At 70.9% G+C, this 13796-nt stretch carries 10 protein-coding genes; all 10 read left to right on the top strand.

What is annotated here, in order from left to right; genetic code table 11:
* The 10 genes from AB0F89_RS31065 (at position 1) to AB0F89_RS31020 (ending at position 13793) form a co-directional block, all read left to right on the top strand.
* The gene (locus AB0F89_RS31065; protein ID WP_367129211.1) at positions 1-1482 is read left to right on the top strand and encodes a hypothetical protein; all 1482 of its coding nucleotides are present in this window, start codon (positions 1-3) and stop codon (positions 1480-1482) included.
* Positions 1479-2852 carry a hypothetical protein gene (locus AB0F89_RS31060; protein ID WP_367129210.1) on the top strand — a complete coding sequence of 458 codons (1374 nt, stop codon included), beginning with the start codon at positions 1479-1481 and terminating at the stop codon, positions 2850-2852. Before AB0F89_RS31065 ends, AB0F89_RS31060 begins: the two co-directional genes overlap by 4 nt.
* A gap of 62 nt (positions 2853-2914) precedes the next feature.
* The gene (locus AB0F89_RS31055; protein WP_367129209.1) at positions 2915-3046 is read left to right on the top strand and encodes a hypothetical protein; all 132 of its coding nucleotides are present in this window, start codon (positions 2915-2917) and stop codon (positions 3044-3046) included.
* Positions 3047-3092: 46 nt separating this feature from the next.
* Entirely contained in the window at positions 3093-3899 is an 807-nt protein-coding gene (locus AB0F89_RS31050; protein WP_367129208.1) for an N-acetylmuramic acid 6-phosphate etherase, read from the top strand.
* Between the two features lie 687 nt (positions 3900-4586).
* Positions 4587-6011 (top strand): cellulose binding domain-containing protein, encoded by a 1425-nt coding sequence (locus tag AB0F89_RS31045; protein ID WP_367129207.1) that lies wholly within the window; start codon positions 4587-4589, stop codon positions 6009-6011.
* A 769-nt stretch (positions 6012-6780) separates the two neighbouring features.
* The gene (locus AB0F89_RS31040; protein ID WP_367129206.1) at positions 6781-9504 is read left to right on the top strand and encodes an AAA family ATPase; all 2724 of its coding nucleotides are present in this window, start codon (positions 6781-6783) and stop codon (positions 9502-9504) included.
* A gap of 32 nt (positions 9505-9536) precedes the next feature.
* Positions 9537-10763: a methyltransferase domain-containing protein gene (locus tag AB0F89_RS31035; protein WP_367129205.1), complete on the top strand. Its 1227-nt coding sequence runs from the start codon at positions 9537-9539 to the stop codon at positions 10761-10763.
* Between the two features lie 2 nt (positions 10764-10765).
* Positions 10766-11737 (top strand): NAD-dependent epimerase/dehydratase family protein, encoded by a 972-nt coding sequence (locus AB0F89_RS31030; protein WP_367129204.1) that lies wholly within the window; start codon positions 10766-10768, stop codon positions 11735-11737.
* Between the two features lie 75 nt (positions 11738-11812).
* Positions 11813-12379 (top strand): dTDP-4-dehydrorhamnose 3,5-epimerase family protein, encoded by a 567-nt coding sequence (locus tag AB0F89_RS31025; RefSeq protein WP_367129203.1) that lies wholly within the window; start codon positions 11813-11815, stop codon positions 12377-12379.
* A gap of 19 nt (positions 12380-12398) precedes the next feature.
* Entirely contained in the window at positions 12399-13793 is a 1395-nt protein-coding gene (locus tag AB0F89_RS31020; protein ID WP_367129202.1) for an NDP-hexose 2,3-dehydratase family protein, read from the top strand.
* The last annotated feature ends 3 nt before the right edge of the window (positions 13794-13796 follow it).

The raw sequence follows: 13796 nt of genomic DNA, 5'->3' as shown, positions 1-13796 counted from the left end.
ATGCCTTCCATCGGCGGGGTGGTGCAGGAGTTCTGGGACGAGGATCTGCCCAGGGAGACGCGCGAGAAGATCAGCCCGCCGCGAGGGGCGTTGAAGAGAAGGGTGTGGGTCTGTCTTTTACGACCCAAGTTGGCCGAGACCGCACCACAGTTCTCCCTCGGCAGGGACCGGAACCCCGCCCAGGCCGAGGACCCCGCAGGGCTGCGTGCGGCTCTGCGCGACTTGATCCCGTGGCTGGTCGAGTTGGGCGACCTGCTCGGTCGGACCTGGCCGATTGCCCGACGGGAGAAGTTCGGGACGCCGGCGAGCCTGGACGAGCGCCTCTACCGGCGTTGCCGGGAGGAACCGAGCCTGGACCTGACCGACGACTCCCTCATCGCCCTGCTGCGATCCGAGTTCGGGGAGCCGGAGGCCGACGCCGAGGCGCCGCCGCCGTCCATCGAGGGACTGCGCTCGCTCCTGGCTCGGGCCGCCGCTGTGCGGGACCTGGAGCAGGTTGTCGAGTCGGGCGAACCGTGGCCCGAGCCCGATGGCGCTCCGATGGTCGCCGAGTTGAAGCTGCTCACCCATGACGACTGGGACGACCAGTGGACGGAGTACGTCGCCGGTGAACCATGGCGTTGGGTGCTCGGCGACCTGCCCGGTCACTTCCTGTCCGAACACCGGTCGCCGCGCCTGCGGATCACCGGCCCGTCGGGTGCGTTTCCGCTGGACCGCACCGTTGAGTCATTGGTACGCCCCCTGCTCAAGCGTCGCGGTTCGCGGGGTGTCTGGTCCGTGCACACGGACCCGGTCGTGCGAGACATGACCACGGAGGACTTCGTTCGGTCGGTGATCAACCATCGGTTGGCTGTGCTGGGGCTGAGCGACGGCGAGCGTCGGTCGTTGTTGCCCCTGGTCCTCACGATCTCCACGGAAATCGGACAGCGGAACGACGTGTCGGACTACCCATTTGTCGAGAGTGTCTTGTTCAAGGCACAACGCCTGGTGTGGAACGCCCACAATAATCGAATTCCTGCCTCGCTCGACGATCTGCTGATGAGCGTGGAACCCGCATGGCTCTCCAAGCTGTGGGTGAGGCTGTTCGGCAACCAGTTGCGCGGTGTATCCGAAGACCCGAAGCTGAGTTTGTCCATCACGTTCGTCTCTGCCTTCTCCACACTGCTGGTGGAGGACGCGCGAGTCGCAACGGTCGTGCACTCCCCAACCGTTCAGGCACCACTTGAGCCGAACGGCGAACTGGAGAATGCGGCCTGCCTCATCCACGATGCGAGGGAGGCCGACGCTCAGCGACCGCCCCCGGTGGACATCGATCCGTTCCTGACGAGGTTGATCAGCCCCGCCTCGCCGACCACGTTGAGCCGGGACTGGACCGAGTTGGTCGAGTGGCACCGGCGCACCTGTCCACGACAGCCGTCGCGGCACCCGGACTTCGAAGCGCTCCGGCGATTCGTGCAGGACAACTCCCAGGAGGAGTCATGACCGAGACGCACCAGCAGCCCAGCGTCCCGGTGTCGGTCGACCGCATCGGCACCGTCCACATCGGCACTCCGCACGGGTCCGCGCCTTGGGCTGCATCCCTGGTAGTGGCGGGTGGACTGCTCAGCGTGGACCCCTTCGCCCCCGACCAGCCACCGCACGCAGAGATCGAAGCGGTCGTCGACGAGGACGACCTGGGTTGGGTGGCACCGGTGTACGGCTGGGACATCGCCGAGGCGGTGTTGACCGCCAGGTCTGCCGCGTCCTCGATTGAGGACCCGAGACCGCGCCTGGTCGCCACTCCGGATTGGGAGCCGGGCCACCTGCACGTCCCGGCCTCCCGACTGGCGATCACCCGGTGGCTGGCGGCTTGGGCGCCGACCCCCTATGACGAAGTGCTGCTCGACGCGGAGATCGGTCACCTCTCGCTGATCTGCGCGGACCTGCTGGCCGAGGGCGAGGACGCGGCCCGGCGAACGTTCGACGGCATCCTCGAACCTCTCACCGGACTGGTGGAGCGGATGCTGCGGGACGACGCACCGGTGGTTCACACCACTGCCGCCTCGGAGGTCCGGGAGATTTTCCGGTCCGCGTCGGCTGTACTCGACCCGGTCGAGCCGGAGGCCGCACGACTGCGCCAGGCTCTGTCCCGCGTCAACGAAAGACTCATCGGGGAAGGCGACCGCGCACATTTGAACAAGCTGGAAATTCGGGGCTCGAATCCTCATCAGGCGGACGCGCACGAGGGCGGAGAGTGGAGGAAGGCCACCGTGGACCTGCTCCAGGTCCCCGCGCAGTCGGTGCGCGAGGTTGAGCACAACGTGTTCTGGCGCGTGGTGGGCACCACCATCGAGGCAGAGGTGCTGACCGGTCCGCGAGCGGCTCGAACGAGCGAACTGTGGGCGCGGGTTTACGAGCCCGACACGCCTTTCCCCGTGGCGATCGGTCCTCTGCGCCTGTTGGCGTCGGGAGTGTGGGCCGGACGCCTGCCTCTGCACGGGAACGGCGCGCGGGATCGCCTGACGATCGACGTCTTCCACCCCGAGTTCCGCCGACGGCCTAGGCTCGGCCCCGCCGCCGACCTGGCCCGGTTGGAGCGGAAGGCGGTGCGGACGCTCACGGAACTTCGGCTCGACCTCTTCCGCGGTCAGCGCAGTCACGTGCAACTCGCTGCGGGCCGGCTCCAGGACCTGGTGGACGAACTGGTCGCCCCAGAGCACGACGAACCCCTGGCCCTGCGGTTGACGGCGTTGGCGGAGGGCATCCGCAGCCGCAGCGCGCCCCAACCAGACCTGCCGGACGTCGAGCATCCCGCATGGGCGCCGACGCTGGCCGAGCAGGTGCACCTCATGCCCGGGCTGCTGGGCGGCTGAGCCCTTCCATCCGGGAACGGTTGTTCGAGTGCAAGCAGCGAACGCCGAGTGCTGGAGGAGCCGTGGCAAAGCAGCGGAAGAAGGAGAACCGGAAGCCCCAGCGGCTGCGAGACGTGCTGCTCATCGTCCTGCCGACAACCATCAACGCCGCGAACCTGGTACTGCGGGTGATCGAAATGCTCGGAGGTGGATGAGGGTCCGGGCGGGGTTACGCCACCGGTGGAGTGGTAAGCAGGTGGCGTGACCCCGCCCAACACCGAACACCGCCACCCCCGCTCCGTCGGACTGGGAGCCCTCGACGCGAACGCGGTGCTGGCGCTGATGGACGACGAGGAACCGGTGGTGACCCAGGCGGTCGCACGAGCTCGACCCGCCCTCGCCGCAGTGGCAGAGGAGATGGCGCGGACCTGCGCGACGGGCGGCACCGTCGCCTTTGTCGGCGGCGGTACCAGCGGCCACCTGGTACTTCAAGAGGTCGCCGAGCTAGGCCCCACCTTCGGAGCCCCGCCGGGGCGCTTCCGCGCCCACATCGCCAGTTCGTTGCTCCAAGACCCCGCAGTGGTCACCGCCCGTGAGGACGACAGGCAAGCAGGTCCGGCTGCCGTGGCTGACCTCGGTCCGGGCGACCTGGTGATCGCGGTGGCGGCCAGCGGCTCGACCCCGTTCGTCCTGGCGACCGTACGGGCTGCCCGCGGTATCCGTACCTGCGGCATCGCCAACAATTCAGACGCGCCCCTGCTCGCAGAAGTCGATCTACCCGTACTCCTGGATACCGGTCCTGAACTGCTGACCGGCTCCACACGTCTCAAGGCGGGCACGGCGCAGAAGCTCGCACTGAACCGCATCACCACGGCGGCCCACGTCCTGCTCGGCGCGGTTCGCGAGAATTACATGATCGAACTCCGTGCCACCAACGACAAGCTCCGCCGCAGGGCCATGACGATCGTCACCGACCTCGCGGGTGTGGATGAGGATCGAGCCCGTGAAGCGCTTGACGCAGCCGGGTGGCACGTTCGCTCCGCCGTCGAGTATCTGTTGATGCCTTGAGTCTCGAGTGGCCACTACGTCCCCGCGCCATGGCCAGTAGTCGACCGGAGGATGGCCATATCTCGTAGGCGTCTTCTGATTCCAGTTGGCTGGCCGCCGGTGTTGCCCGTATTTGCATGCTTCCGGCTTGCGGGGATTATGCTTCGTAAAAAGTACGTAAATCGCCGATTACTGTGAGGTGGATTTTCATTGTTGCGTTCACTATGATGCGAAAATGTCACTACCTGATGGTGATGTGGTGTTCGATGGGTGCAACGTTGAACAGCGACCGCCGGTGTTCGGAGGCTTCCGTTCGCGCAGCGTACCCGTGGGGGGCGGTGGTTCATGAACATGAACGACTCCGTCGCGAAGACGTCGGTCGTGGACAGGGCGGTGGCCGCGTGCCAGGCGGTTGGGGATGTTCATCAATGTGAATTTTGTTGCTCGGTGCGCAAAGTTGCGCAATGCTCCTGGGAGCGTTCCCAGACGTGATGATCACGCCGATCCCGCCGTTCGGTCGTTGTTCGGTGTCCTTGGGGATCGCTGTCCACGAGTGCCGGCGCAAGGAGGCGACGCATGAGCATGCGCATTGGTGAGCGCGCGAGAAATCGGACCGCGAGTGTTGCCGCGGCCGTGTCCGTGGCGGCATTGGCCGGGGGCTTGGTGATCGCGGCGGGGTCCAGTGCCAATGCGGCGGTCGGGTGTCGGGTGGACTACGGCGTCACCAACCAGTGGGACGGTGGTTTCGGCGCCAACGTCACGGTGACCAACCTGGGCGACGCGGTGTCGGGCTGGACGTTGAAGTGGTCGTTCGCGGCCGGTCAGAAGGTGACGCAGCTGTGGGGCGGGGAGTTCTCCCAGTCCGGCGGCGAGGTGACGGTGCGCAACGCGTCCTGGAACGGCTCGCTGGCCACCGGCGCGTCGGTCGCGGCGGGCTTCAACGGCTCCTGGACGGGCTCCAACCCCGTGCCCACCTCCTTCACGCTCAACGGCGTGGCCTGCACCGGGCAGCCCACCGGCACCTCGACCACGACCTCCACGTCGACTTCCACGTCGACCTCGACCTCCACCACCACGTCGACATCGACCACCACCAGCACCACCACCACGACCACCACGTCGAATCCGCCTGCCGGTGTCGCGACCGGCTACGCGTCCCAGAACGGCGGGACCACGGGTGGTCAGGGCGGGGCCACGGTCCGCGCCACCACGGGAACGCAGATCCACCAGGCCCTGTGCGGCCGGGCCAGCAGCAGCACGCCGATCGTCATCGAGGTCGAGGGCACCATCAACCACGGCAACACGGCCAAGGTCTCCGGTGACAGCTGCTCGACCGCCTCCGGCGTGATCGAGCTCAAGCAGATCAGCAACGTCACGATCATCGGCGTCGGCAGCGGCGCCGTCTTCGACCAGCTCGGCATCCACATCCGCGAGTCGCGCAACATCATCATCCGGAACGTGACCGTCCGGAACGTCAAGAAGTCCGGCTCGCCCACGTCCAACGGCGGCGACGCCATCGGCATGGAGAGCAACGTCCGCAACGTCTGGGTCGACCACACCACGCTGCTCGCGTCGGGCGGCGAGTCGGAGGGCTACGACGGCCTGTTCGACATGAAGGACGACACCCAGTACGTGACGCTGTCCTACAGCACCCTGCGCAACTCAGGCCGGGGCGGGCTGGTCGGGTCGAGCGAGAGCGACCGCTCGAACGGCTTCGTCACCTACCACCACAACCTGTACGAGAACATCGACTCCCGGACGCCCCTGCTGCGTGGCGGCATCGGCCACATGTACAACAACCACTACGTGAGCCTCAACGAGTCCGGCATCAACTCCCGGGCCGGAGCCAGGGCCAAGGTGGACAACAACTACTTCAAGAACTCCAAGGACGTCCTCGGCACCTTCTACACCAGCGAGGCCGGCTACTGGCACGTCAGCGGGAACATCTTCGACAACGTGACGTGGTCCAGCCCCGGCAGCGACACCAACCCCGCCGGTCCCGACGTCAAGTCCACCACCACCGTGAACGTCCCCTACAGCTTCCGGCTCGACCAGGCCAACTGCGTGCCGAGCGTCGTCGGCCGCACCGCGGGCGCCAACACGGGCCTGAAGGTGTCCGACGGCGCCTGCTAGTCGCGGGGGCCTCTACCCGGGTGCGGTCGGACCGGGCCGCGGCTACCGGGCGACACCCGCCCGGTAGCCGCGGTTTCGGCGTTGTCCGGGCAGTGGCGGTGGAACGCCCCGTCAAGCCCGGTGGCCCGGTGGCTTGGTGGCCCGGAAAGAGTTGCTTGCGGAGAAGGCTCGGCGGGTGTGCGGGAAATGGTCGGTTCGAGCGTCCACGTCGGAGTCGCGCACCCCGGAGTTATGTCCGTTTTGAGCGTGCGGAGGCGATTCCCCGATCAAGTGGCGCACCGGTCGCCCGTGTCATTTGCCTCACCGGCTCGGAGAACCGCCGTCGGTCGTGGGGGAGACCGGTTGTGGATCTTGGCTGCGGCCCTGGACCCCGGGCGTCGCCGGGCGGGGTCCGACGTGCGGCGTCTCGGTGTCCCGTAGCCGCCCCGGGGGGCGCGGCTACGGTTGCGACACGGATACGACAAATGCGGTGATGCGCTGCCCGAACCGTGCTATGGGACGCGTTCCGCGCCGCGCGCCCCGGCCCGGCAGGCCGCGATTCGGCCGTACCGGTTGACCCGTTCGCCGCTGTCGAGACGCGGTGGATCGGATCCGGGATTGCGTGATTACGAAGGGTTCGCGACACACCGGGAACCTGTTCGTCCACCGTTCTCAAGAAGTGGCGTTGAAGGCGCTGGACAAGTCGAGAAGCCGTGCTATAAAGCGTCCCACGGGACGTGCTGTAGCGAAAAGACGGCCGATCGCTGCGCTGGAGGGAACTGGACGCTTGGTGCCGACGGACCATGGTGATGCGCTCGCCGAACTGGCCGGCCTGCTCGCCGAGTGCTCGGCAGGGACAGGCGGGCTCGCCCTGGTCAGCGGCGGTTTGGCCAGCGGGAAGACCGAATTGCTGCAGCGGTTCCAGCGGCACGCCGCCGCCTCCGGGGCGCTGTTGCTGACCGCGACCGGCGCGCCTGCCGAACGTCCCCTGCAGGCCGGGGTCATCGACCAGCTGTTCGACGGCGCCGGACTGCCGCCGGAAATAGCGGACCGCGTTTCCCACCTCATCACGCCGATCGCCGCGACCGTGGACGACTCCGGCGCGGACGTGCAGCGCACCCACAATTCTCATGTGCGCCCCGTGCATGAATTGTGTCAAATCCTTCTCGAACTGTCGCGGGAACGCCCGGTCGTGTTGTGCGTGGACGACGTGCAATTCGCCGACAACTCCTCGCTGCAATTCATCCTCTACCTGCGGCGGCGGATGAGGACCGGCCGGGTGGTCGTCGTGCTCGCCGAGTGGCAGCAGCCGCAGCCGACGCTGCCGCTGTTCCACGCCGAGCTGACCCGCGGGCCGCACCACCACATCCGGCTCGCACCGCTGTCGACGGGCGGGATCGCCGACCTGCTGCGCGGCCGGGTGCCCGACCCCGACGCGCTCGCGCCCGCCTGGCACGGCCTCAGCGGCGGCAACCCGATGCTGGTCCGCGCCCTGATCGAGGACCTGGAGGCCGGCCACGAGACCGGCCCCGACCAGGTCGGCCCCGCGCTCAAGCGCGCGGTGCTGGAGTGCCTGCACCGCTGGGAAGCCGGGCTGCTGGAGGTCGCGCGCGCCATCGCCGTGCTCGGCGAGGAACGCACGCCGGTCCTGCTCGGCCGGCTGGCCGGCACCACGCCCGAGGCCGTGGAGCAGGCGGTCGACGTGCTCACCGCCGCCGGCCTGCTGCTCGACGGCGACTTCCGCCACCCCGGCGCGGCGTCGGCGGTCCTGGACAGCACGCCGGGCGCCGAACGGGTGCGGCTGCACTCCCGCGCCGCCGAACTGCTCTACCAGCGCGGCGCGGCGGCGGCCGTGGTGGCCGACCACCTCGTGGCCGCCGACCGGGTCGCACCGGGCTGGCCGGTCGCCGTGCTGCGCATCGCCGCCGAGCAGGCGCTCATGGGCGACGACGTGGCGGCGGCCGTGCGCTACCTGGAACCGGCGCTGCCCGTGGTCGAGCGGGACGAGCGGCTGGGCCTCACCAGCGTCCTGGTCCGAGCGCTGTGGCGGGTCAACCCGGCCGCCGCCGTCGTGCACATGGCACCCCTGCACGAGGCGATGTGGGCGGGCGGGCTGCGCGGCCGGGACGCCATGATCGTCGTGCAGCACGCGCTGTGGATCGGGGACGAGGCCACGGCCGTGCGGGCGCTCGCCGTGCTGGAGGAGAACCCCGGCGTGCTGGACGCGCAGAGCGCGGCCGAGCTGCGGATCGTCTGCCAGTGGTTCCACGGCCTCGGCCCGGCCGCCGCCGTGGCCACCGACGTGGTGGCCGACGCGGACCCGTGGGTGGCCGCGGCGCAGGCCGTCGGCACCTTCTGGACCGACGAGTTCCACCCCGACGCCATCGCCAGCGCCGAGCACATCCTGCGGAGCTGCCGGCTCGGCGACATGTCGCTGGAGGTCGTGCTCACCGCCCTGCTGATCCTGGTGCACAGCGGCCACCCCGACCGGGCCGAGCAGTGGTGCGACCGGCTCGCCGCCGAGGCCACCCGCGGCGGCGCGGTGACCTGGCAGTCGGTCCTGGAGGTCGTCCGGGCCGACATCGCCCTGCGCCGCGGGGAGGTGGTGGTGGCCGCCGCGCGCGCCGAGACCGCGCTCGCCCTGCTGCCGCACCAGGGCTGGGGCCTGTCCATCGGCTACCCGCTGGCCGTGCTGCTGGAGGCCAACATCGCGCTCGGTCGGCACCGCGTGGTCGCCGACGTGATGCGGCTGCGCGTGCCCGACGCCATGTTCGCCACCGCCGCCGGCCTGCGCTACCTGCACGCCCGCGGCAACGGCAACCTCGCCGCCGGGCGGGTGCTCGCCGCCATCAGCGACTTCCAGAACTGCGGCACCCGGATGCGCGAGTGGGGCATCGACCTGCCGGTGCTCGCGCCGTGGCGCTGCGGCCTCGCCCAGGCCAACCTCACCCTCGGCCGCCCGGAGGCGGCCCGCGAGCTGATCCACGAGCAGATGCAGCTGCCGGCGGGCGACCGCCGCACCCGCGGCGCGGCGCTGCGGGTCCTCGCCGCGGCGGGCGAGCCCGCCGAGCGGCCCGGGCTGCTGCGCGAGGCCGTGCGGCACCTGCGGCGGGCGGGCGACCGGGTCGAGCTGGCCCGCGCCCTGTCCGACCTCAGCGAAGCCCTCGACACCCTGGGGGAGCACGGCGAGGCGCGCGAGCTGTCCCGGGTCGCGGCGGCCGAGACCAAGGCGTCCTACTCCGGCGCCCTGCCCATCCCGGTCGACTGGGAGGACGGCGACACCGGCGACGGGCGACCGGTCCTCAGCGACTCCGAGCTGCGCGTGGCCGAACTCGCCGCGAAGGGCCACACGAACCGCGAGATCAGCGGCATCCTCTACATCACCGTCAGCACCGTCGAGCAGCACCTCACCAGGGTCTACCGCAAGCTGGGCATGCGCAGTCGGGCGGACCTGCCGCACCGCCTGTCCCAGCGGGCGGGCGCCGGCCCGCGGGCCGTCGAAGCCCGGGGCTGACCCGCGTGCCACCCGAGCAGAAAGGGCCCGCCATGCCCAACCGATCCACCTGCCGCGTCTGCGCCGGGACGGTCACCGAGTTCGTCGACCTCGGCGAGCAGCCGCTGTCCGACGCGTTCCGGCTGCCCGAGGACACCTCCGTCGAGTTCACCTACCGCCTCGCCGTGGGCGCGTGCGCGGACTGCGCGATGGTGCAGCTGATGGAGGAGGTGCCCCGGGAGAAGATGTTCCACCAGGACTACCCCTACCTGTCCCAGGGGTCCGCGGTGATGCGCGAGCACTTCCGCGCCCTGGCCGAGCGGTTCCTGAGCACCGAGCTGGCGGGCGAGGACCCGCTCGTGGTCGAGCTGGGCTGCAACGACGGCACCATGTTGCGCACCGTCGCGGAGGCGGGTGTGCGGCACCTGGGCGTCGAACCGTCCGGCGCGGTCGCCGACCTGGCCGCTGAGGCGGGCGTGCGGGTCCGCAAGGACTTCTTCGAGGAGTCCACCGCGCTGTCCATCCGCGAGCAGGACGGCCCGGCCGACCTCGTGTACGCCGCGAACACGTTCTGCCACATCCCCTACGTGGAATCGATCCTGCGCGGCGTCGTGGCGCTGCTCAAGCCCGGCGGGGCGTTCGTGTTCGAGGACCCCTACCTCGGCGACATCATTGAGCAGACCTCGTTCGACCAGATCTACGACGAGCACTTCTTCCTGTTCAGCGCCACCTCCGTGGACGCCATGGCCCGCCGGCACGGCCTGGAGCTGGTCGACGTCGAACGCCTGCCGGTGCACGGCGGCGAGGTCCGCTACACCCTGGCGCTGCCCGGCGCGCGCACCCGCTCCGCGGCCGTCGCCGCCCTGCTCGCCGAGGAGGAGGCGCGCGGCCTGCACGACCGCGCCGTCCTCGACGGGTTCGGCGACCGGATCCGCGTGATCCGCACCGACCTCCGGGCGCTGCTGGAGGACCTGAAGGCCAAGGGGGAGCGGGTCGTCGGCTACGGCGCGACGGCCAAGAGCGCCACCGTCACCAACCTCTGCGGCATCGGACCGGACCTGGTCGAGTTCATCAGCGACACCACGCCCGTCAAGCAGCACAGGCTGGCGCCGGGCTCGGGCATCCCGGTGCGCCCGCCGGCCGCGTTCGCCGACCCCTACCCCGGCTACGCGCTGCTGTTCGCCTGGAACCACGCCGCGGAGATCATGGCCAAGGAGGAGGCGTTCCGCGAGGCGGGCGGCAAGTGGATCCTGTACGTGCCCGACGTCCACGTGGTGTGAGCGTGCCGCGGGAACTGGCCGGCACGCGCGTCGTGGTGCTCGGCGGCTCGGGGTTCGTGGGTTCCGCGGTGTCCGCGCGGCTGGCGGCGCGGGGCGCGCGGGTGCGGGTGGTGGCACGCGACCCCGGCGTGCCGCCGTTCCCGGCCGAGGTCGTCGCCGCCGACCTGGCCGAGCCCGGCGCGGTGGCCGCCGCGGTCGCGGGCGCGGACGTGGTGCTGCCGCTGGTGCTGTTCACCGGCGGCGGCACCTGGCGGGTCGCCGACGGCGGCGCGGCCGACGCCGCCCGGGTCAACGTCGGCGTCGTCGCCGACGCGGTGGCCGCGGCCCGGGGGACCGTCGTGTTCGCCGGCTCCACCTCGCAGGTGGGGCCGGGCGCGCCGGAGCGGATCGACGGCGCCGAGACCGACCGCCCCGAGTCGGAGTACGACCGGCAGAAGTGCGCCGCCGAACGGCTGGTGCTCGACGCGGGCGGCTGCTCCTTGAGGCTGCCCACCGTGTTCGGCCCCTCCACCGGCTCCCCGGACCGGGGCGTGGTGACCGCGATGGCGCGGCGCGCGCTGGCCGGCGAGCCGCTGACCGTGTGGGGTGCGGGGGACATGGAACGCGACCTGGTGTTCGTCGAGGACGTCGCCGAGGCGTTCGCGGCGGCCGTGGCGCACCCCGACCGGCTGGCCGGGCGGGCGTGGCTCGTCGGCTCGGGCGCCGGGGTCGCGGTGCGCGCGTTGTTCGAGCTCGTCGCCGCCACCGTCGCGGAGCACACCGGCCGCCCGGCCGTGCCGGTGCGGTCGGTGCCGCCACCGCCGCACGCCACCGCGTCGGACTTCCGCAGCCTCGTCGCCGACCCGGCCGCCCTCACCCTGGCCACCGGGTGGCGGGCCCGCGTTCCGCTGGCCGACGCGGTGTCGAGGACCGTCGCCCACCTGGTCCAGTCCTCAGTGGACGGATCTCGGGCGGACACCCCTAACCTCCGGTAGGGGTTCCCCTAAGCTGGTTGACCGCGTGGTCCGGGCCGCTGCACGCTGATCACCGCCCTGAGACGGAGGTCGTCGATGAAAGCCCGCGCACTCTCGGTCGGTGGGGCTTGGGAGTTCGAGCCCGAGGTGTTCCCGGACGACCGCGGCCTGTTCGTCTCCCCGTTCCAGCACGAGGTGTTCGCCGAGGCGGTCGGCGCGCCGCTGTTCGCCGTGGCCCAGGCCAGCGCCAGCGTGTCCCGCCGAGGGGTCGCCCGCGGCGTGCACTACGCCCGCACGGCGCCGGGTTGCGCGAAGTACGTGACCTGCTCGCGCGGGCGCGTGCTGGACATCGTGGTGGACCTGCGGGTCGGCTCGCCGACCTTCGGCGAGTGGGACTCCGTCGAGCTGTCGGGCGACGGCTTCCGCGCCGTCTACCTCCCACCGGGCCTCGGCCACGCGTTCCTCGCGCTGGACGACCACTCCACCGTGCACTACCTGCTGTCGCGTGCCTACGAGCCCGCCGACGAGCTGGCGGTGTCCCTCCTGGACCCGGACCTGGCGCTGCCGGTGCCGGCCGACGCCGTGCTGTCCGAACGCGACCGCGCCGCGCCGGGCCTGGCCCTCGCGCGGAGCACCGGACTGCTGCCGGCACACACCGCCTGAGCCGAGGGGAGCACACCAGGTGACCGCGCCCACCCGTCGTCCCACCCAGGTGCGCCTGGCCGAGTCGATGCTCGCCGCCCGCGACGCCGACGCCGTGCACGCCTGGCTCGCCCGCACCGCCGAGCGCAGCTGGATGCACGTCGAGCGCGCGCCGCTGGACGGCCTCGCGGGCTGGCTCACCGAACCGGGCACCGGCAACCTGCGCCACCACACCGGCCGGTTCTTCAGCGTCGAGTCGCTGGCCGTCGAACTGCCCGGCGCGCCCGTGCCGCGGTGGTCCCAACCGATCATCAACCAGCCGGAGATCGGCATCCTGGGGATCCTGGTCCGCGAGGTCGACGGCGTGCTGCACTGCCTCATGCAGGCCAAGCACGAGCCGGGCAACCCCAACGGCCTGCAGCTGTCGCCGACCGTGCAGGCCACCCGCAGCAACTACACCCGCGTGCACCAGGGCAAGCCCATCCCGTACCTGGAGCACTTCCGCGACACCTCCGGCCACCACGTCCTGGTGGACATCCGGCAGTCCGAGCAGGGCGCGTGGTTCTACCGCAAGCGCAACCGCAACATGGTGGTCGAGGTCGACGGCGAGGTCGAGGTGCGCGAGGGGTTCCGCTGGTTCACCCTCGGCGAGATCGCCGACCTGATGACCGTGCCGGACCTGGTGAACATGGACGCCCGCACGGTGCTGGCCTGCCTGCCCGGCGGCGGCGCGGCCCTGGCCCGCGCGGCGGCCGACCCGTTCAGCGAGGCCCTGGTCCGGTCCGCCGACCCGGCCACGCCCGGCGTGCACACCATCGGGGACGTGCTGAGCTGGATCACCGAGGTGCGCACGCGCACCGACCTCCGGGTCGCCCTCGGCCCGCTGGCCGGGCTGTCGGACTGGACCCGCGAGGACGGCGTCATCGCGCACCGCGGCGGCGGGTTCTTCACCGTCGTGGGCGTGGACGTGCGGGCGGGCGGGCGCGAGGTCGGCAGCTGGTCCCAGCCGATGATCGAACCGGTCGGCACGGGCGTGATCGCGTTCCTGGTCAAGGAGATCGGGGGAGTGCTGCACGTGCTCACCCACGCGCGCACCGAGGCGGGCTACGCCGACGTGACCGAGCTGGCGCCCACCGTGCAGTGCGTGCCGGAGGCGCACGACCACCTGCCGGTGCGACCCCGGTTCCTGGACGACGTGCTCGGCTCGACCAGGATCCGCTTCGACGCCGTGCTGTCCGAGGAGGGCGGCCGGTTCCTCGGCGCGCGCAACCGCTACCTGGTCGTGGAGACCGACGCCGAGGTCGCGCCGGACGACCCCGAGTACCGGTGGCTGACCCTGCACCAGTACGAGGAGCTGCTCAGGCACAGCTTCTACGTCAACATCCAGGCCCGCAGCCTGCTGCTGTGCCTGCGCAGCCTCGTCCCGCGCGGGTGAGGC

Source organism: Saccharothrix sp. HUAS TT1, assembly GCF_040744945.1.
GTDB lineage: Bacteria > Actinomycetota > Actinomycetes > Mycobacteriales > Pseudonocardiaceae > Actinosynnema.
Note: the sequence above shows the minus strand (reverse complement) of the source record. Positions and strands in the feature narration are given on the sequence as shown.